This window comes from Endothiovibrio diazotrophicus (genome assembly GCF_054657215.1).
On the sequence record NZ_BAAHXB010000016.1, the window covers coordinates 13,153 to 32,733 of the forward strand.

General features: G+C 66.6%; 14 protein-coding genes. 9 read left to right on the forward strand and 5 right to left on the reverse strand.

Features of this window, described 5'->3' with window-relative positions:
- Positions 1–102: 102 nt before the first annotated feature.
- The gene (gene ppx / locus ACYQ2W_RS06515) at positions 103–1,644 is read right to left on the reverse strand and encodes an exopolyphosphatase (RefSeq protein ID WP_459864452.1); all 1,542 of its coding nucleotides are present in this window, start codon (positions 1,642–1,644) and stop codon (positions 103–105) included.
- 283 nt (positions 1,645–1,927) lie between these two features.
- The gene (locus ACYQ2W_RS06520; protein WP_459864454.1) at positions 1,928–2,809 is read right to left on the reverse strand and encodes an NAD(+) kinase; all 882 of its coding nucleotides are present in this window, start codon (positions 2,807–2,809) and stop codon (positions 1,928–1,930) included.
- 119 nt (positions 2,810–2,928) lie between these two features.
- On the opposite strand from ACYQ2W_RS06520, the gene hrcA reads away from it, so the two are divergent.
- Positions 2,929–3,987 (forward strand): heat-inducible transcriptional repressor HrcA, encoded by a 1,059-nt coding sequence (gene hrcA, locus ACYQ2W_RS06525; protein ID WP_459864456.1) that lies wholly within the window; start codon positions 2,929–2,931, stop codon positions 3,985–3,987.
- 114 nt (positions 3,988–4,101) lie between these two features.
- Complete coding sequence (rlmKL, locus tag ACYQ2W_RS06530) at positions 4,102–6,294, forward strand: bifunctional 23S rRNA (guanine(2069)-N(7))-methyltransferase RlmK/23S rRNA (guanine(2445)-N(2))-methyltransferase RlmL (RefSeq protein WP_459864458.1); 2,193 nt, start codon at positions 4,102–4,104, stop codon at positions 6,292–6,294.
- A gap of 5 nt (positions 6,295–6,299) precedes the next feature.
- Here rlmKL and yhbY read toward each other — a convergent pair whose 3' ends face one another.
- On the reverse strand, positions 6,300–6,599 hold the full coding sequence (yhbY, locus tag ACYQ2W_RS06535; RefSeq protein ID WP_459864460.1) for a ribosome assembly RNA-binding protein YhbY: 300 nt from the start codon (positions 6,597–6,599) through the stop codon (positions 6,300–6,302).
- A gap of 178 nt (positions 6,600–6,777) precedes the next feature.
- On the opposite strand from yhbY, the gene rlmE reads away from it, so the two are divergent.
- From rlmE to ACYQ2W_RS06560, 5 genes are all read left to right on the forward strand, one after another.
- On the forward strand, positions 6,778–7,395 hold the full coding sequence (gene rlmE / locus ACYQ2W_RS06540) for a 23S rRNA (uridine(2552)-2'-O)-methyltransferase RlmE (protein WP_459864462.1): 618 nt from the start codon (positions 6,778–6,780) through the stop codon (positions 7,393–7,395).
- A gap of 108 nt (positions 7,396–7,503) precedes the next feature.
- Positions 7,504–9,429, forward strand: a complete 1,926-nt coding sequence (gene ftsH, locus ACYQ2W_RS06545) for an ATP-dependent zinc metalloprotease FtsH (RefSeq protein ID WP_459864544.1) — start codon at positions 7,504–7,506, stop codon at positions 9,427–9,429.
- 178 nt (positions 9,430–9,607) lie between these two features.
- Positions 9,608–10,447 (forward strand): dihydropteroate synthase, encoded by an 840-nt coding sequence (gene folP / locus ACYQ2W_RS06550; protein ID WP_459864465.1) that lies wholly within the window; start codon positions 9,608–9,610, stop codon positions 10,445–10,447.
- A 210-nt stretch (positions 10,448–10,657) separates the two neighbouring features.
- Positions 10,658–11,998, forward strand: coding sequence for a phosphoglucosamine mutase (gene glmM / locus ACYQ2W_RS06555; protein ID WP_459864468.1), 1,341 nt, complete (start codon positions 10,658–10,660; stop codon positions 11,996–11,998).
- 535 nt (positions 11,999–12,533) lie between these two features.
- Entirely contained in the window at positions 12,534–12,830 is a 297-nt protein-coding gene (locus ACYQ2W_RS06560; RefSeq protein ID WP_459864470.1) for a HigA family addiction module antitoxin, read from the forward strand.
- Positions 12,831–13,455: 625 nt separating this feature from the next.
- Here the strand turns inward: ACYQ2W_RS06560 and lon are convergent.
- Positions 13,456–15,873 carry an endopeptidase La gene (gene lon, locus ACYQ2W_RS06565; protein ID WP_459864472.1) on the reverse strand — a complete coding sequence of 806 codons (2,418 nt, stop codon included), beginning with the start codon at positions 15,871–15,873 and terminating at the stop codon, positions 13,456–13,458.
- Positions 15,874–16,127: 254 nt separating this feature from the next.
- Here lon and ACYQ2W_RS06570 point away from each other — a divergent pair, with 254 nt between their 5' ends.
- Positions 16,128–16,922, forward strand: coding sequence for a response regulator (locus ACYQ2W_RS06570; protein ID WP_459864474.1), 795 nt, complete (start codon positions 16,128–16,130; stop codon positions 16,920–16,922).
- Between the two features lie 201 nt (positions 16,923–17,123).
- On the opposite strand, the gene polX is transcribed toward ACYQ2W_RS06570, so the two are convergent.
- Positions 17,124–18,854, reverse strand: a complete 1,731-nt coding sequence (polX, locus tag ACYQ2W_RS06575) for a DNA polymerase/3'-5' exonuclease PolX (RefSeq protein WP_459864477.1) — start codon at positions 18,852–18,854, stop codon at positions 17,124–17,126.
- A gap of 266 nt (positions 18,855–19,120) precedes the next feature.
- Here polX and ACYQ2W_RS06580 point away from each other — a divergent pair, with 266 nt between their 5' ends.
- On the forward strand, positions 19,121–19,570 hold the full coding sequence (locus tag ACYQ2W_RS06580; RefSeq protein ID WP_459864479.1) for a hypothetical protein: 450 nt from the start codon (positions 19,121–19,123) through the stop codon (positions 19,568–19,570).
- Positions 19,571–19,581 lie beyond the last annotated feature (11 nt).

Here is a 19,581-nt window from a genome sequence, read left to right on the forward strand (position 1 = left end):
TGGCTCTGCTGCCCCCGTTTGCGTCGCCGCGGTAGCGGCGACCTACGCGGATGACGCCGGGGGCTGAGGGGCTCCTTGCTCCGGGGGGCTCTGGGGGGGGGCTCAGGCCTCGCCCTTCCTCCCCTTCTTCCCTTCCTGATTGATCTTCAGCTTGATCTTGTTGGCCTTCAGGTACTCCGCCTCCTGGCGCAGGTCGGCGAGGGTCAGCGGCTGCTGGGCGAGCCACTCCTCGGGGAAGTGCAGGCGCAGGGTGTTCTTCTCGGGGTTGGCGGTGAGGGTGAAGGGCGGCAGCGGTTCGTCCTGGCGGCTGCGGTGGAGCAGCACCGCCAGCCGCAGCAGGATGCACAGGCGCAGGATGTCCCGTCGGCGCTCCGGTGAGCACTCCTCGATCCGTGAGAAAGGCAGCCTGCGGCGGTGGCCGTAGATGAGTACGCCGAGGGCCCGCTGTTCGGTGCGCGAAAAGCCGCGCAGGTCGGAGTTCTCCACCAGGTAGGCGCCGTGGCGGTGGTAGCGGGTGTGGGCGATGGCCAGACCCAGCTCATGCAGCCGCGCCGCCCAGCCCAGCAGGTGGGCCGACTGGGGGTCGTCCAGCTCCCACGGCTCCGCCACCTGGCGCAGGCACTCCAGGGCGGTGTGCTCCACCCGCCGCGCCTGATTCTCGGAGATGTGGTAGCGCTCGCTGAGCCGGGCGATGGTCCGCTCGCGCACGTCCTCGTGGTGGATGCGCCCCAGCAGGTCGTAGACGGCCCCTTCGCGCAGCGCCCCTTCGGAGACCTGCATGCGTCCGATCTCCAGGGAACGGAAGGCGGCGCCGAGCACCGCCACGCCGCCGGCGAAGACCGGCGCGCGCAGCGGGTTGACCCCGGTGAAGCCGAGATTCTCCGGCCGTCCCGCCTCGATCATCCTGGCCGTCAGTGCCTCCAGGGCGGGGAGGGTGATCCCCTCCTCCGACAGGCCGTTGAGGCGGATCGCCTCGTCCACCGCGAGGATCGTGCCGGAGGCGCCGATGGCGGTTTCCCAGCCGAGCTCCTTGTAGGCCGCCTCGATGGCGCGCAGTTGCAGCCGGGCGGCGAGCTCGGCGGACTCGAAGGCGCGGGCGGTGAGTTCGCCGTCGGGGAAGAACAGCCGGCTCATGCTGACGCAGCCCATGTGCAGGCTCTCGCGCTCCAGCGGCTCGAAGTCGCGGCCGATGATGAACTCGGTGGAGCCGCCGCCGATGTCCATCACCAGCCGCCGGCCGGGGGCGGGGGGGACGGTGTGCGAGACGCCGAGGTAGATCAGCCGCGCCTCTTCGCGCCCGGCGATGATCTCGATCGGGTGGCCCAGGGCCGCCTCGGCGCGGGCGAGGAAGTCGCCGGAGTTGCGCGCCATGCGCAGGGTGTTGGTGCCCACCGCGCGGACGCTGCCGGGGGCCATGCCGCGCAGTCGCTCGCCGAATCGCGCCAGGCAGTCGATGGCGCGGTTCTGGGCCTCTTCGGTGAGGCGGTTGCGGTCGTCGAGACCGGCGCCCAGCTGGACCATCTCCTTCAGCCGGTCGAGGACGTGGAGCTGCCCGTCGGCCTCGCGGGCGACAATCATGTGGAAGCTGTTGGAGCCCAGGTCCACCGCCGCGACGCGGTCGAAGCTCGGTTCATCGTCAGTCATGGTTGCGGTTCCGGTTCGGAAAGAGGAAGAGAAGAGGTTCCGCAAATGAACGCGAATGAACGCAAATCGGAATGGAGGCTTCCTTTCGAAATGTGCTCATTGGTGTGCATTTTCGGGGGATCGATTTATCGGGCGGGCCGTTCCCGCCGAGGGGTGGCACCCAAGGCTCCAGCGCCGTAGTGCCCGAATGGCCGAAGACGGCGCGCGCGGCACGCCCTATAGGGCGGCAGTCCGCAATATTCGCGTTTATTTGCGTTCATTTGCGGACAAGTATTCTTACTATTCAAAAAACCTCGCCCCAGCCGAGCTTGGCGCGGAGGATGCCGAAGTAGTCGTAGTCGGCCGGGTGGATCAGCCGCAGGCGGCGCTCCTTGGCGCGGATGTGGATGCGGTCGCCGCACTGCACCTCGGTGCTCACCTGGCCGTCGCAGGTCACCTTGGAGGCGCTGTTGCCGCTGTCGTGGATCACCACCTCGACGTTGCACTCGCTGCTCACCACCAGCGGCCGGTTGGAGAGCGCGTGGGGGCAGATCGGCACCAGCACCACCGCCTCCAGGGTCGGGTACATCAGCGGGCCGCCGCTGGACAGCGCGTAGGCGGTCGAGCCGGTGGGGGTGGAGACGATCAGCCCGTCGGAGCGGTGGGTCTTCACGTAGCGGCCGTCGATACGGGTCTCGAACTCGATCATCCGGCCCACTTCGCGGTGGGTCACCACGTCGTTGAGTGCCACGCTCTCGTGGATCACCTCGCCGCCGCGGACGATCCGCGCCTGGAGCAGGAAGCGGTGCTCCTCGCAGTAGTGGCCGTCGAGGATCGCCGAAAGGGAGGCGTCGATGTCTTCGCGGGAGATGTCGGTGAGGAAGCCGAGCCGCCCCAGGTTGACGCCGAGCAGTGCGATGTCGTGGTCGGCCAGGGAGCGGGCGCTGTTGAGGAAGGTGCCGTCGCCGCCGACCACGATGGCCAGCTCGCAGCGCTTGCCGAGTTCGTCGCGCTCCGCGGTCTCCAGTCCCGCGATGGGGGTGATCAGCGAGGTGGAGCGGTCGAGCAGGACCTCCAGTCCCCGCTCGGCGAGGCAGCCGGCGATGCAGTGGACGATCTCGGCGGAGCTGGGGTCTTCGTATTTGCCGATCAGGCCGATGGTGCGGAAGGCGTGGGGTTCGGTCAACGGATGGGTTCCTCGCGGGCTCGCCGGGCCGTGGCGCGTTGGGGACGACCGGCTCTTCAAACTGTTTTATTCTAGGGGTTCGAGGAACCCACGTATACCGCCCCGGACGCTCCCCCCCGATGACCGATCCGCACCCCACACCCACTGGTGAGACCCTCTCCGAGCGCGCCCAGCAACTGCTCAAGGTGCTGGTGGAACGCTATATCCGCGACGGCCAGCCGGTGGGGTCGAAGAGCCTCGCCGGCGAATCGGGGCTGGAGCTGAGCCCGGCCACCATCCGCAACGTGATGGCCGACCTGGAGTCGCTGGGGCTGGTCCGTTCCCCCCACACCTCCGCCGGGCGGGTGCCGACGGTGCAGGGCTATCGGCTGTTCGTCGATTCGCTGCTCACGGTCCACCCCCTGGATGATGCCTCCCTCTCCTCGCTGAAGGTGCGGCTGGCCGGCGGCGAGTCGCCCCAGGGACTGGTGGAGAGCGCCAGCCGGCTGCTCTCCGGAATCACCCAACTGGCCGGGGTGGTGACCCTGCCGCGCCACACCATCCAGCGCCTCAGCCACGTCGAGTTCCTGCCGCTCTCCGAGCGGCGGGTGCTGGCGATCGTGGTGCTCGCCCCGGAGGAGGTGCAGAACCGCATCATCCACGTCGACCGCGACTACAGCCGCGCCGAGCTGGAACGGGCCGCCAACTACCTCAACAGCGAATACGCCGGGCTCGACCTGGAGGCGGTGCGGCGCAAGGTGGTGGCGGAGATGAACGACGCCCGCGAGCGGATGAACCGCGAGATGGCCGAGCTGGTGGCGATGGCCGAGCGGGCCTTCGCCGAGGAGGAGGGGGAGGACTACGTGCTCGCCGGGGAGACCAACCTGATGGGCTTCAGCGAACTCTCCGAGGTGGGGCAGCTGCGCCGGCTGTTCGATGCCTTCACCGAGAAGCGCGACCTGCTCCACCTGCTCGATCGCTGCGTGCGTGCCGACGGGGTGCAGATCTTCATCGGCGAGGAGTCGGGGTGGGAGGTGCTGGACGGCTGCAGCGTGGTCACCGCCCCCTACCAGGCCGACGGCAAGACCCTCGGCGTGCTCGGCGTGATCGGACCCACCCGGATGGCCTACGACCGGGTGATCCCGGTGGTGGACATCACCGCGCGGCTGCTCGGGGCGGCGATCAACGGGCGGGGGTGAGACCGACAACCCGATGACCGGGATTTCCTCGATCTTGCCGATGTCGGGAGGCGTATCCGCCTGCCCTGTCTCGGCTACAATGGCGCCCCCTTTTCTCCCGTCCGGTCCGCTGCCATGCCGCTCTTCGATCTCTTTGCCACCGCCCCCAAGGGGGTCGCCTCCGTCACCGCCGACGAGCTGCGGGCGCTGGGTGCCACGGAGGTGGTGGAGAGCGCCGCCGGGGTGGCCTTTCGCGGGGATCTCGCCTGCGCCTATCGTGCCTGCCTCTGGTCGCGCACCGCCAGCCGGGTGCTGCTCACCCTGACCCGTTTCGAGGCGGCCGATGAGGATGCGCTCTATACCGCGGTACACGCCTTTCCGTGGGAGGAGCACCTCGATCTCGGCGCCACCTTCGCGGTCCACGCGACGCTCAGCCGCTCGCCGATCACCCACAGCCGCTTCGCCGCGCTCCGGGTCAAGGACGGCATCGTCGATCGCTTCCGCGAGCGGAGTGGCGAGCGGCCGTCGGTGGATGCCGAGGCGCCGGATCTGGGGGTTCGGCTGCACCTCCAGCGCACCGCGGCGACCCTCAGCATCGATCTCTCCGGCGATTCGCTGCACCGCCGCGGCTACCGCGGCGAGGGGGTGGCGGCACCGCTGAAGGAGAACCTGGGGGCGGCGATCCTGCTGCGCTCCGGGTGGGCGGAGATCGCCGCCGCCGGTGGCGCGCTGGTCGACCCGATGTGCGGTTCCGGCACGCTGCTGATCGAGGGGGCGTGGATCGCCGCCGACGTGGCGCCGGGGATCCTGCGCGAGCGCTTCGGCTTTCACGGCTGGAAGGGGCACGATGAGGCGCTGTGGCGGGAGTTGAAGGCCGAGGCGGAGCGGCGGCGGGCGGCCGGGGCCGAGCGGCTGCCGACCATCGTCGGCTTCGACCGGGAGCGCCAGGCGGTTCATGCGGCGCTGGGCAACATCGAGCTGGCGGGGTTGCCCGGGCGGATCCACGTCGAGCGGGCCGATGCGCTGGAGGCGCGGCCGCCGGCCAGGGCGAGCGGCGGGCTGCTGGCGGTGAATCCGCCCTACGGCGAGCGGATCGGCGATCTGGATCGGCTGCGTGAGCTCTATGCCGGGCTGGGCAAGCTGCTCAAGGAGCGCTTCCTCGGCTGGCAGGCGGCGGTCTTCACCGGCAACGCCGGGCTCGGCATGGAGCTGGGGCTGCGGGCGCGGCGCAGCCACACCCTCTACAACGGTGCACTGGAGTGCAAGCTGCTGCGCTTCGCGGTGGAGCCGCGCTGGTTCGTCATTCCCAACATCAACGGCCTGCCGAAGGCGGTGGTGAAGGCGGTGGAGGAGCGGGCGCCGCTCGGCGAGGGGGCCGCGGCGCTGGCCAACCGGCTGCGCAAGAATCTGAAGCAGCTCGGCAAGTGGGCGCGCCGCGAGGGGGTGGCCTGCTATCGGCTGTACGACGCCGACATGCCGGAGTATGCGGTGGCGGTGGATCTCTACCACGAAGCGGAGGGGGGACCGCTGCCGTGGGTGGTGGTGCAGGAGTATGCGCCGCCGCCGTCGATCGATGCGGAGAAGGCCCAGGGGCGGCTGGTCGAGGCGTTGAGCGCGGTGGCCGCGGTGCTGGAGATCCCGGTGGAGCGGCTGTTCCTCAAGCGGCGCGAGCGGCAGCGGGGGAAGAGCCAATACGAGCGGCAGGGGGAGGCGGAGCGCTTCTTCGAGGTCTACGACGGGCCGGCGCGGGTCTACGTCAATTTCAGCGACTATCTGGATAGCGGGCTGTTTCTCGACCACCGCGTCACCCGGGCGATGATCGGGGAGATGGCCAAGGGGAAACGCTTCCTCAACCTCTTCGCCTACACCGGGGTGGCGACGGTCCATGCGGTGCTGGGTGGGGCGGTGGCCTCCGTCACCGTGGACATGTCGGCCACCTATCTCGATTGGGCCGACCACAACCTGGAGCTCAACGGCATCCTCGGCGAGGAGCACGAGCTGATCCAGGCCGACTGTGTCGGTTGGCTGGAGGAGCAGCCGCCCGGCGGATTCGATCTGATCTTCCTCGATCCGCCGACCTTCTCCACCTCCAAGCGGATGGAGGGGACGCTGGACGTGCAGCGGGACCACGTGGCGCTGATCCGGTCCGCGGTGCGGCTGCTGGAGCCGGGGGGGACGCTGGTCTTCTCCAACAACCTGCGCAAGTTCCGCCTGGACCGCGAGGGGTTGGCGGGGCTGGCGGTGGAGGAGATCACGGCGCAGACCATTCCGCAGGACTTCCGGCGGAACCCGCGGATTCACCATTGCTGGTTGATCCGCCGGGGGTAGGCGCCTTACGAACGGGGAATCTCCACCTTCGGTTTCCTGGTGTTGCGCAGGAACAGCAGTGCCATGTTGCCCACCCGCTGGACCAGTTCGGCGCCGCTCTTCGCGCAGATCTCGCCGATCATCGCGTCGCGCAGCGCGCGGTCGCCGGCGGCGATCTTCACCTTGACCAGCTCATGGTGCTCGATGGAGAGCTCGATCTCGCGCAACACCCCTTCGGTCAGACCGTTGCCCCCCACCATCACCACCGGCTTGAGGGCGTGGCCGAGGCCGCGCAGGTGGCGTTTCTGGTTCTCGGTCAAGGGCATGGCGGCGGCTCCGGAGCACGGTGGGTTTGGGGCGCGAACGATACCTATCTTATAATGCGCGTTCAATCACTTCCGCTTTCGACGTGTTTGCCATCGGCGGCGCTGCGCTTAGTCCACCCTACGGCCGCGCGCCGTGCCGGCTTTCCCTTGATGATCTGCCCCGTGTGTCATTCCCCCTATGCCCCGCACCAAAAGTTCCCGCCGCTGGCTGAAAGAACACTTCGACGACGAGTTCGTCAAGCGTGCCCAGAAAGAGGGGTGGCGCTCCCGCGCAGCCTTCAAGCTCGAGGAGCTGGATCTCAAGGACCGGCTGCTCAAGCCGGGGATGGCGGTGGTCGACCTGGGGGCGGCCCCCGGTGGCTGGACCCAGTACGCCGCGCGGAAGATCGGCGAGAAGGGGACCATCGTCGCCCTCGACATCCTGCCCATGGACCCGATGGCCGACGTCACCATCATCCAGGGGGATTTCCGCGAGCAGTCGGTGTTCGATCAACTGATGGCCGCTCTCGATGGCCACCCCGTCGACCTTGTAATGTCCGACATGGCGCCCAATATCAGCGGCATGAAGGCGGTGGATCAGCCGCGGGCAATGTATCTGGCGGAACTGGCCCTCGATTTCGCCCGCCAAGCCCTGCGCCCCGGCGGCTCCTTCCTCACCAAGGTGTTCCAGGGGGAGGGGATCGACGACTACTTCCGCGAGCTGCGCGCCTCCTTCGGTGAAGTGAAGACCCGCAAGCCGAAGGCCTCCCGCGACCGCTCCCGCGAGGTGTATGCGTTGGCGCGGAACTTCCGGTAGTGTAAGGTACCTAATTTAGAGCCTTTCCAGCGTCGTTATCACATCTTTTTCGAGGCCCGCCCGGTGCCGGCGCGGCTTCTCTATCTCAGAGGTAACCCCTTGAACGACATCGTAAAGAATATTGTCTTGTGGGTGGTGATCGCCGCCGTACTGATGGCGGTGTTCAACAACTTCGGCGAGCGCCCCGGGCACGCCAACGCGATCAGCTACTCGCAGTTCCTCAACGAGGTGCACCAGGGCAGCGTACAGACGGTGAGCATCGATGGACGGGTGGTCAAGGGCCGCACCACCTCCGGCCAGTTCTTCACCACCTACAGCCCCGACGATCCCGGCATGATCGGCGACCTGATCAACGCCGGCGTCGAGATCGAGGCGCGCGCGCCCGAGCAGCAGTCGTTGCTGATGCAGATTTTCATCTCCTGGTTCCCGATGCTGCTGCTGATCGGCGTGTGGATCTTCTTCATGCGCCAGATGCAGGGCGGCGGCGGCGGTCGCGGGGCGCTCTCCTTCGGCAAGAGCCGCGCGCGCATGCTCGGCGAGGATCAGGTGAAGATCACCTTCGCCGACGTCGCCGGCGTCGAGGAGGCGAAGGAGGAGGTGGTCGAGCTGGTGGAGTTCCTGCGCGACCCCGGCAAGTTTCAGAAGCTGGGCGGCAAGATCCCCCGCGGCGTGCTGATGGTGGGCTCCCCCGGTACCGGCAAGACGCTGCTCGCCAAGGCGATTGCCGGCGAGGCGAAGGTGCCCTTCTTCACCATCTCCGGTTCCGACTTCGTCGAGATGTTCGTCGGCGTCGGCGCCTCCCGCGTGCGCGACATGTTCGAGCAGGCGAAGAAGGCCGCCCCCTGCATCATCTTCATCGACGAGATCGACGCGGTCGGCCGTCATCGCGGCGCCGGTCTCGGCGGCGGTCACGACGAGCGCGAGCAGACGCTGAACCAGCTGCTGGTGGAGATGGACGGCTTCGAGGGCAACGAGGGGGTGATCGTGATCGCCGCCACCAACCGCCCCGACGTGCTCGACCCGGCGCTGCTGCGCCCCGGCCGTTTCGACCGTCAGGTGGTGGTGCCGCTGCCCGACGTGCGCGGCCGCGAGCAGATCCTCAAGGTGCACATGCGCAAGGTGCCCGCCGCCGACAACGTCAACGCGGCGATCCTCGCCCGCGGCACCCCCGGCTTCGCCGGCGCCGATCTGGCCAACCTGGTCAACGAGGCGGCGCTGATGGCGGCGCGCGCCAACAAGGCGGAGGTCGAGATGATCGACTTCGAGCGCGCCAAGGACAAGATCATGATGGGCAAGGAGCGCAAGTCCATGGTGATGAGCGAGGACGAGAAGAAGCTCACCGCCTACCACGAGGCGGGCCATGCCATCGTCGGTCGACTCGTGCCCTCCCACGACCCGGTGCATAAGGTCTCGATCATCCCCCGCGGCCGCGCCCTCGGCGTCACCCTGTTCCTGCCCGAGGAGGACCGCCTCAGCTACTCCAAGCAGCGCCTGGAGAGCCAGATCTCCAGCCTGTTCGGCGGGCGCCTCGCCGAGGAGATCATCTTCGGCCACGACTCGGTCACCACCGGCGCCTCCAACGACATCCAGCGCGCCACCGAGATCGCCCGCAACATGGTCACCAAATGGGGCCTCTCCAGCAAGCTGGGGCCGCTGGCCTACGGCGAGGAGGAGGGCGAGGTGTTCCTGGGCCACTCGGTGACCCAGCACAAGCACATCTCCGACGAGACCGCCCACACCATCGACGAGGAGGTGCGGGCGGTGATCGACCGCAACTACCTGCGGGCCAAGACCATCCTGGAGGAGCACATGGATGCCCTGCACCGGATGGCCGGGGCGCTGATCAAGTACGAGACCCTCGACGCCGATCAGCTCAACGACATCATGAACGGCAACGACCCGAAGCCGCCGAGCGACTGGGAGGAGCCCAACTCCAACGGCGGTACCGGCGGGCTCAGCGGCCGCACCTCGGGCGGTGAGTCCGAGACCGGTCGCAGCGGCGGCACCATCGGCGGGCCGGCGTCGTCCCATTAATCGCTATCGCGATTAATGCTATTGATGAGTGGAGAAGGGCGCGGCTTCGGCCGCGCCTTTTCGTTTCCGGAGCGGGATCTTCGTTTCGTTGGGGAGGGCGCGACCGCATGGTGGTCGGTGGGATGCCGGCCCGGTGCACCGCGAAACCGAACTCTGTTCCATTGACGGCATTGGCTTGATGACCGCACCCACCTTTCTCGATTGCAACGGAAAACCACTTGATTTGCGCCGCGCGCAAATCATGGGGATTCTCAACGTCACCCCCGACTCCTTCTCCGACGGCGGCCGTTTCCTCGGTCGTGATGCCGCCCTGCACCAGGCGGAGCGGATGATGGCCGAGGGGGCGGCGATCATCGACGTTGGGGGCGAATCGACCCGCCCCGGCGCCGCGGCGGTGGGGGTGGAGGAGGAACTGACGCGGGTGATCCCGGTGATCGAGGCGATCGCCGCCGAGCTGCCGGTGCCCGTCTCCGTCGACACCTCCAAGGCGGCGGTGATGGAAGCGGCGGTGGCCGCCGGTGCCGGCCTGATCAACGACGTCGCCGCGCTGCGCGGCGCGGGGGCGCTGGCCGCCGCCGCCCGATGCGGCGTGCCGGTCTGCCTGATGCATATGCAGGGCGCGCCGCGCACCATGCAGCAGGCACCCCGCTATGACGACGTGGTGGCCGAGGTCCACGCCTTTCTCGCCGAGCGGAAGGCCGCCTGCGTCGCGGCCGGTATCCCCGCCGAGCGGGTGGTGGTGGACCCCGGCTTCGGCTTCGGCAAGACCCTGGAGCACAACCTGCGGCTGATGCGCTCGGTGGAGCACTTCAACGATTTGGGGCCGGTGCTGGTGGGGGTCTCCCGCAAGTCGATGATCGGTGCCATCCTCGATGGCGCCCCGGTGGAACGGCGGCTCAACGGCGGTATCGCCCTGGCCGCCTATGCGGCGGCCAAGGGGGCGAGGATCCTCCGCGTCCACGATGTGAAGGAGACCTATGAGGCGGTCCGCACGATCAACGCCGTGCTCGGCGTTTAGGAAAATATTTGTCCGCAAATGAACGTGAATAAACGCAAATAAGAAAAAAGGTAACAGCTTGTTTCCCGGAGGAAGCCGCAGATTAAAGCAGATTTCCGCGGACTGGATTGAACATTCATCTGCGGAAGTCTGCGTTAAGCTGCGGTTGATTCTCTTATTTGCGTTTGTTCGTGTTCATTTGCGGACCTCTTCTCTTCAAGAGGTTTAGCAGTGAGCAGAAAGTATTTCGGCACCGACGGGGTGCGTGGGCGGGTCGGTCGTTTTCCCATTACCCCTGAGTTCGTGATGAAACTCGGCTGGGCCGCAGGCCGCGTGCTCACCGCTGGCGGCAAACGCGGCAAGGTGGTGATCGGCAAGGACACCCGCATCTCGGGCTACATGTTCGAGTCCGCCCTGGAGGCCGGGCTCTCCGCCGCCGGGGTCGACGTGCGCCTGCTCGGGCCGATGCCGACGCCGGCCATCGCCTATCTCACCCGCACCCTCCACGCCCAGGCGGGCATCGTCATCTCCGCCTCCCACAACGCCTACTATGACAACGGCATCAAGTTCTTCTCCGGCGACGGCCGCAAGCTGCCCGACGAGGTGGAGCTGGCCATCGAGGCGGAGCTGGACAAGCCCATGGAGTGTGTCGACTCGGCCCGCCTCGGCAAGGCGAAGCGGATCGACGATGCCGCCGGCCGCTACATCGAGTTCTGCAAGTCCACCATCGGCTACGACATCACCTTCGAGGGGATGAAGGTGGTGGTGGACTGCGCCAACGGCGCCACCTACCACGTCGCCCCGCCGGTGTTCCACGAGCGCGGCGCCGAGGTGGTTTCGCTCGGCAACCAGCCCGACGGTTTGAACATCAACGAGGAGTGCGGCTCCACCCACCCCAAGGCGCTGCAGGTGGCGGTGCTCCAGCACGGCGCCGACGTGGGGGTCGCCCTGGATGGCGACGGCGACCGGCTGATCATGGTCGATCACAAGGGGGAGATCGTGGACGGCGACGAGCTGCTCTACGTCATCGCCCGTGCTCGCCTGGCCTCCGGCGAGCTGAAGGGCGGGGTGGTCGGCACCCTGATGAGCAACCTCGGCCTGGAGCAGGGGCTCGCCCACAAGGAGGTGCCCTTCCTGCGCGCCAAGGTAGGTGACCGCTACGTGATGGAGATGCTCAAGGAGGAGGGGTGGAGCCTCGGCGGCGAGTCTTCCGGGCACATCCTCTGTCTCGACCGTACCACCACCGGCGATGGCATCGTCTCGGCGCTGCAGGTGCTGGAGGCGATGGTGCGCAGTGGCAAGCCGCTCCACGACCTCAAGCAGGGGATGCCCAAGTACCCCCAGCACATGGTCAACGTGCCGCTGGCCGAACGGATCGACCTGGATACGGCCGAGGGGGTGCAGGCGGCGGTGGCCGAGGCGGAGCGCGAACTCAATGGCCACGGCCGCGTGCTGCTGCGTCCCTCCGGTACCGAACCGGTGGTGCGGGTGATGGTCGAGGGGCGCGACATGGCCCAGGTGGAACGCCTCGCCGCGCAGATCGCCACGGCGGTGGAGGCCGCGGCGGAGTAGTTCTTGTCGGCTTGGGATGATCAACGCGGAGGACGCAGAGACGCAGAGGCGCAAAGAAGAGATTGATTGCTTGGTGAGGCCGCGGGTTGAGCGCAGCGGGCGGTGAGGGATGGGGTAGGGCGGATTAGCGATAGCGTAATCCGCCGGAACGAAGACAACTCCGCCGAAGGCCGCTTCGATGCGGCGGGTTACGCTATCGCTAACCCGCCCTGCGGTCCTTTTTCTCGTTACCACGCTCCGCGTGGCAACGCCCTCTTTGACGCTATGCGTCAAATCGTGGGCCCAATCGCTTGCTCGATATTCCGGACGCGGAGCGTCCAAGGTGGCTGGTTACGACGCGGAGCGTCGTAACCAGAGGAACCCAACCGATGCCGGAATTCCGGGGTATAACGAGTTGCGTTATATGTTGCGTTGCGTTATGGTTTGGGCATGATCAAGGGCTTTCGTGGGAAATTGGCTCAGCGAATCTGCTTCGTCTGGCGTGACGGGAATGCGTGGGACGTGGAGATCGTCGATTACCATTGAGGAGCGGACCATGAGCATCGTGCTGGACAATGTGCATCCTGGAGAGGTTCTCCTCGAAGAGTTCCTCATCCCTCTCGATATCAGTCAGAACCGCCTCGCCCGGGAGATCGGCGTGCCGCCGCGCCGGATCAACGAAATCGTCCACGGCAAGCGCTCCGTCACCGCCGACACCGCCCTACGTCTGGCGCGCTACTTCGGCACTTCCGAGGGCTTCTGGATGGGCCTGCAGGCCGACTACGACCTGGAAGAGGCCCGCAAGCGCCTAGGCGATTGCCTCGAACGCGATGTCCGTCCGCGTGCGGCGTGAGTTCTTGTTCGGCTTGGTATGATCAACACGGATGAAGTACATGGATGTGCAAATGTCGCGGGAGGCAGGAAGCCGGGAGCGATTAATGCAGAGTCGCAGAGGCGCGGAGAAAAGATTGATTGCTTGCTGGCGCCGCAGGTTGAGTTGAGCGCGGCATGCGGTGAGGAGTGGGGTAGGGCGGATTAGCGTTAGCGTAATCCGCCGGAACGAAGGCACCTCCGCCGAAGGCAGCTCCGATGCGGCGGGTTACGCTATCGCTAACCCGCCCTACGGCCCTTTTCCTCGTTACCACGCTCTGCGTGGTAACGTCCTCTAACGTCCTCTTCGACGCTCTGCGTCATGCCGCGGACTAATTGCTTGCTCGATATTCCGGACGCAGAGCGTCCAAGGTGGCGGGTTACGACGCGGAGCGTCGTAACCAGGGAGGGGGCGGGAGGAGAGCCCGGCGATGAAGGTCGAGGAAGCCGCGTGTGACCGAAGGCACCTCCGCCGAAGGCAGCTTCGATGTGGCGGGTTACGCTATTGATCGCTCCCACGCTCCAGCGTGGGAACGATTATTGGCCCTCTTTCGCTTCTCTGCGCCTCCGCGCCTCTGCGTTCTCCGCGTTGACCATCCCAACCCGAATCAATGCACCATCGAAGGCTTCTCGAACACCCACTTCACCACATCCCGATAATGCTTGGCGAAGTGCACGTTGATCCCCTCTTTAATGTGCTCCGGCAGCTCGTCGAAGTCGCGCTTGTTGGCATCCGGCAGGATCAGCTCGAAGATCTTGATGCGCCGCGCGGCGATCACCTTTTCGCGGATGCCGCCCACCGGCAGCACCTGTCCGGTCAGCGTCAGCTCGCCGGTCATCGCCAGCGGGCGGGGGATCTTTTCGTTGCGTGCCAGTGAGAGCAACGCGGTGGCCATGGTGACGCCCGCCGAGGGGCCGTCCTTGGGCGTGGCGCCTTCGGGGACGTGGAGGTGGACGAAGGCCTCGTCGAAGAAGGTGGGGCTGCCCTTGAACGGCTTGAGGTGCGATGCGATGTAGCTGTAGGCGATTTCGGCCGACTCCTTCATCACGTCGCCCAGTTGGCCGGTGAGTTTGAAACCGCGGTGCTTGGAGTGGACCAGGGTCGCCTCGACGCTCAGCGTGGCGCCGCCCATGGCCGTCCAGGCGAGGCCGGTGACCACGCCGGTGCCGCTGATCGGCCGCTCCGGTTGGAAGATCGGCGCGCCGAGGTACTCCTCCAGCTCCTTGATGCCGATGCTGAAGGGGCCCTCTTCGCCCTTCACCAGCTTCACCGTCACCTTGCGCACGATGCTCCCCAGCCGCTTCTCCAGGTTGCGCACGCCGGCCTCGCGGGCGTAGCCCTCGATCAGGTGGCGTAGCGCCGCTTCGCTGATCTTCACCCGGGAGCGTTTGAGGCCCGCCTTGTCGAGCTGGCGCGGCCACAGGTGGTGTTTGGCGATGGCGATCTTCTCCCGGGTGATGTAGCCGGAGAGGCGGATCACCTCCATGCGGTCGAGTAGCGGCGCGGGGATGGTGTCGAGCTGATTGGCGGTGCAGACGAAGAGCACCTTGGAAAGGTCGAAACGGACGTCCAGGTAGTGGTCCTGGAAGTCGACGTTCTGTTCAGGGTCGAGCACCTCGAGCAGGCTCGATGCGGGGTCGCCGTGGTAGGAGGCGCCGATCTTGTCGATCTCGTCGAGCATGATCACCGGGTTGGCGGTGGCCGCCTCCTTGATCGCGTGGATGAACTTGCCGGGGATGGCGCCGATGTAGGTGCGCCGGTGGCCCTTGATCTCCGCCTCGTCGCGCATGCCGCCCACCGAGAAGCGGTAGAACCGGCGGCCCAGGGCGTCGGCGATGGAGTGGCCGATGGAGGTCTTGCCGACGCCGGGGGGCCCCACCAGACAGATGATCGAGCCGGCCACCTCGCCCTTCATGGCGCCGACGGCGAGGAACTCGATGATGCGGTCCTTCACGTCGTCGAGGCCGTCGTGGTCGCGGTCGAGGATCTTGCGGGCGTTCTCCAGGTCGAGGTGGTCCTCGGAACAGTTGCCCCAGGGCAGTTGGGTCATCCAGTCGAGGTAGTTGCGGGTGACCGAGTATTCGGGGGAGCCCGATTCGAGGATCGACAGCTTCTCCAGCTCCTCGTCGATGCGTTTCTGTGCCTGTTCGGGCAGGGTCAGCTCCTCCAACCGCTCCTTGAAACGGTCGAGATCGGCGGTGCGATCGTCCTTGGCCAGTCCCAGCTCCTTCTGGATCGCCTTCAACTGCTCGCGGAGGAAGAACTCGCGCTGCTGCTTGGTCATCTTCTCGTCGACCTGCTGGCTGATCTTGGTCTGCAGCTTGGCCACCTCCAGCTCCTTCTTCAGCAGGGTCAGTACCCGCTCCATGCGCGGGGCCAGCGGGATGGTCTCCAGCACCTTCTGCAGCTCGTCGCCGGGGGCGGTGGTCAGCGCCGCGGCGAAGTCGGCGAGCGGCGAGGGGTCGTTGGGGCTGAAGCGGTTGAGGAACAGCTTCAGCTCTTCGGTGTAGAGCGGGTTGAGCGGGATCAGTTCGCGGATGGTGTTGATCATCGCCATGGCGAAGGCCTTCATCTCGCCTTCGGCGCTGGGCGGGGACTCCACTTCGGGGTACTCCACCTGGGCGAGATAGGGGGGCTTGTCGGAGAGCCACTTGACGATGCGCACCCGCTTCAGCCCCTCGGCGATGAACTGGATGTGGCCGTTGCTGCGGGCCGGGTTGTGCATGCGTGCCACGGTGCCGACGGCGTGGAACTCCTCGGGGGTCGATTCGTGGGGCACCCGGGCGTCGGTGTAGACCATCGCCACCAGGTGCTGGGGGGTCTCGCCGATCTTCTCCACGGTCTCCAGCCAGGGGTCGGCGGTGAGCAGTACCGGCACCGCCTGGTGGGGGAAGATGGGCCGTTCGGTGAGTGGCATCACGTGGAGGGCGCCGGGGAGGATGTCGGTGGCGGCGACCAGTTCGGCGGAGGGCTTCTCATCGTCGTGGTCGATCACTTCGGCCTGGATCGGGTCTTTCTTGCTCATGGGTGACTTTTTCGGTGGGTTGTGGGCGGGGAAGGGGCCGGGGGCGGCTCGCCGCGATCGTCGTTGTTGGGGAGTCCGCGGGGCGAATGGGATGCCCGCGGCGCTTGTCGTTTCATTGTAGTGAGAGATGAGGGTGATTTTCACCGATTCAACCGAAAGGGGCCGGTAGTGGTCCGGGGAGGCGCTTTGGACTATGGTGATTCGATCGGTGATCGGTGCGACAACGGCAAGGCGCAATTCGGAGAGCGACGGCGGTGGAGATCGGCGAACTTTCGGTATTGGTGGTGGAGCCCTCCCAGGCGCAGTTCCTGGTGCTGCAGGCGATGCTTTCGGAGGTGGGGGTCGGGCGGGTGCGTCATGCGGCCGACGGTGGCGGCGCCCTCGCTGCCTTGGCGGAGGCGCCCGCGGGACTGGTGATCAGTGCCATGCATCTGTCGGACATGACCGGCGCCGACCTGGTGGTGCGCATGCGGGCCGATGGGCGGTGGGCGGACACCCCGTTCATGCTGGTGTGCAGCGAGCGGGCCTACCGCTATCTGGAACCGGTGCGTCAGGCGGGGGCGGTGGCGATCGTGCACAAGCCGGCGGAGCCCGAGTTGCTGCGTCGTGGGCTGTATGCGGCGATGGATCTGGCCGCGCCCGAGAGTCTGGGGGCGCAGCATCCGGAGATTCACGGCTTCCATGTGCTGGTGGTGGACGACAGTGCCACCTCGCGGCAGCTGATCCGTACGGTGCTGGAGAATCTGGGGGTGGAGTTGATCCGCGAGGCGGTGGATGGCCGCGAGGCGATGGCGCTGATCGAGGAGGAGCTGTTCGATCTGGTGGTGACCGACTACCACATGCCGCAGGTGGATGGCGAGGCGCTGATCCGCTTCATCCGCGAGGAGAGCCCGCAGGGGGCGGTGCCGATCCTGATGGTCACCAGCGAGACCGACGAGAGCCGCCTGGCGGCCATCGAACAGAGCGGGGTCTCGTCGCTCTGCAACAAGCCCTTCGAACCGGCGGTGGTGCGTGAACTCCTCGAACGGGTGTTGCTGTTCGGGCGGTAGTCCTTTTCTGGTTCCGCATGTTCAACGCGGAGAACGCAGAGACGCAGAGTTCGCAGAGAAGAGTGTGATTGTTTTGGCTTTGGCACTTTGCCGCAAGCGCTGTGATTGCCGTTCTGTTCCCTGAAGGTCAATGGGCACGTAGGCGCCGCGTTAGTCAATTTCTTCTCTGCGCTCTCCGCGTCTTTGCGTTCTCTGCGTCAATCATCCCATGGTTGTTCGAAGCAACGCGCGGAGTTCGTCCAGCGGCCGGGTGTTGATGACGTGGCGGGGTTCGAGCCAGCCGCGGCGGGCCTGGAGGGCGCCGTGGCGGAGGTGGTCCAGTTGCAGCGGGTGGTGGGCGTCGGCGTCGATCGCCACCATCACCCCCGCCTCGCGGGCCATGTAGAGGTAGCGGTCGTCCAGGTCGAGCCGTTTCGGGGTGGCGTTGAGTTCGAGGAAGCAGCCGCGCTCGCGGGCGGCGCGGATGATCCGTTCGATGTCCAGCTCCAGCGGCGGGCGTTCGTTGATCATCCGCTGGAAGGGGTGGGCGAGGATCGAGAAGTAGCGGCTCTCCATGGCGCGCAGGATGCGCCGGGTCTGTTTGGCGCGGGGCAGCTCGAAGGCGGTGTGGACCGCACCCACCACCAGGTCGAGACGGGCGAGCACCTCCTCGGGCAGGTCCATCGAGCCGTCCTCCAGGATGTCCACTTCGCTCCCCTTGAGGATGGCGATCTGCGGATAGCGCTCCTGGAGCCGGTCGATCGCCTCCAGCTGTTCCAGCAGGCGGCGGCTGTCGAGGCCGTTGGCGATGGTCAGTCGCTGGCTGTGGTCGGTGATCGCGATGTAGGCGTGGCCCCGCTCGACGGCCGCCTCCACCATCTCCTCCAGGGTGCCGCGGCCGTCGGACCAGCGGGTGTGGTTGTGTAGGCTCCCTTTGAGGTCCTCCGCGCTCACCAGTCGTTGCGGCAGCAGGCCGGCGTGGGCCGCCTCCAGCTCGCCGCGTCCTTCGCGCAGCTCCGGTTCGATATAGGGGTAGCCGAGGGCGGCGAATACCTCGTTCTCGTCGCTGCCGGCGATCCGCTCCTCGCCGTCGAACACGCCGTATTCGTTGAGTTTCAGTCCGCGGCGTTGCGCCTCGCGGCGCAGCGCGACGTTGTGGCCGCGGTTGCCGGTGAAGTAGTGCAGGGCGGCGCCGAAGCGCTCGCCGGAAACCACGCGCAGGTCCACCTGAAGCCCGTTGCGCAACCGCACGCTCGATTTGCGCCGGCCGTGGGCGATCACCGACTCCACCTCGTCGTAGGCGACGAAGGCGTCGGCGACCTGCGCGCCCTCTGCGGATTGGACCAGCAGGTCCAGGTCGCCGACCGTTTCACGGCCGCGACGGAAGCTCCCCGCCGCCTCGGCGCGCTCCACCGCGGGCAGGGCGCGCAGGTAGGCGAGCAGTGCCTCGACGTAGCCTTCCGCCTCGGCGCGGATCATGCGGTGGGGGTGGTCGACCCGGTGTTCGAGGCGTTCCAGCAACTGCTCCTCGGTCTTCCGGCCAAAGCCGGGGAGTCGGTGCAGTTCACCGGCGGCCGCGGCGTGGTGCAGCTCCTTCGGGTCGTGGATGTGCAGTTCGTGATAGAGGGTGTGCACTCTCTTCGGCCCGAGGCCGGGGAGCGCCAGCAGTTCGGTGAGCGAGTGGGGCAGGCGCCGGTGGAGCCGGTCGAGGGCGGTGCAACGGCCGGTGTCGAGGATCTCGTGGATCTTCTTCGCCAGCTCCTTGCCGATGCCCGGCAGTTTGACCAGATCCTCCCCTCGCTCGAGCAGGGTCGAGAGTTCATGGGGCAGATCGTGAATGGAGCGCGCGCCGTTGCGGTAGGCGCGCACCCGATAGAAATCGGCGCCGTCCACCTCCAATAGGTCCGCCAGCTCATCGAAGATCGCGGCGATTTCGGCGTTGTGAATCGGCATCGGTTCCGGAGGGCGGTGGTGGGTTGCGGGAATCGGGGACAATGGCATGAAAGGTGGGGTGAGAGTGATATTCGCACCCGTACGGTAGATGGTAACGCTCATTGCGGTTGCTGTCCTCCACGCCGGGTCGGTTATCGAAGATCGAATATGGATTTTCAATAACCGAATGAATTCCCGATGTATGTTTGATGAAATAAAAAATTATTGGCTATAATCGATTGCGTAGCGCAATTCATCTTGACTATCCAAATTGGGAGAAGCGAACTATGGCGATTAAGAAGAAGGTCGCGGCGAAGAAGAAAGTAACTGCCAAGAAGGGCGTCTCGACCAAGAAGCGGGTGGTGACCAAGAAGAGTGCCGGTGCCACCGCCGCCGCGCCGAAGAAGAAGGCGGTTCGTACCAAGAGCGCCGCTCCCAAGGGAACGCCGGGCCGCAAGCCCTCGGTCGATGGTCTGCAGAAGAAACTCGATGCGGCGTTGGCCCTGGTGGCCAAGTTGCGCGAGGCGGTGGCCGAGGAGAAGGCGAAGGGCGCGGTGCTGGTGGAGGAGATGAAGAAGGCCTCCCGCGCCGCCGCCGAGGCCGCCAAGTTCGAGGAGGCGAAGAAGAAGGCGGTGGAGGCGTTCGTCGCCAAGTGGGAGAAGCAGCAGGTGGCCTCCGCGGCGAAGAAGGCGCGGCCGAAGAAGCGCCGCACCCGTCAGGCCGCCGCTGCCGAATAGTCCCTCTCTTT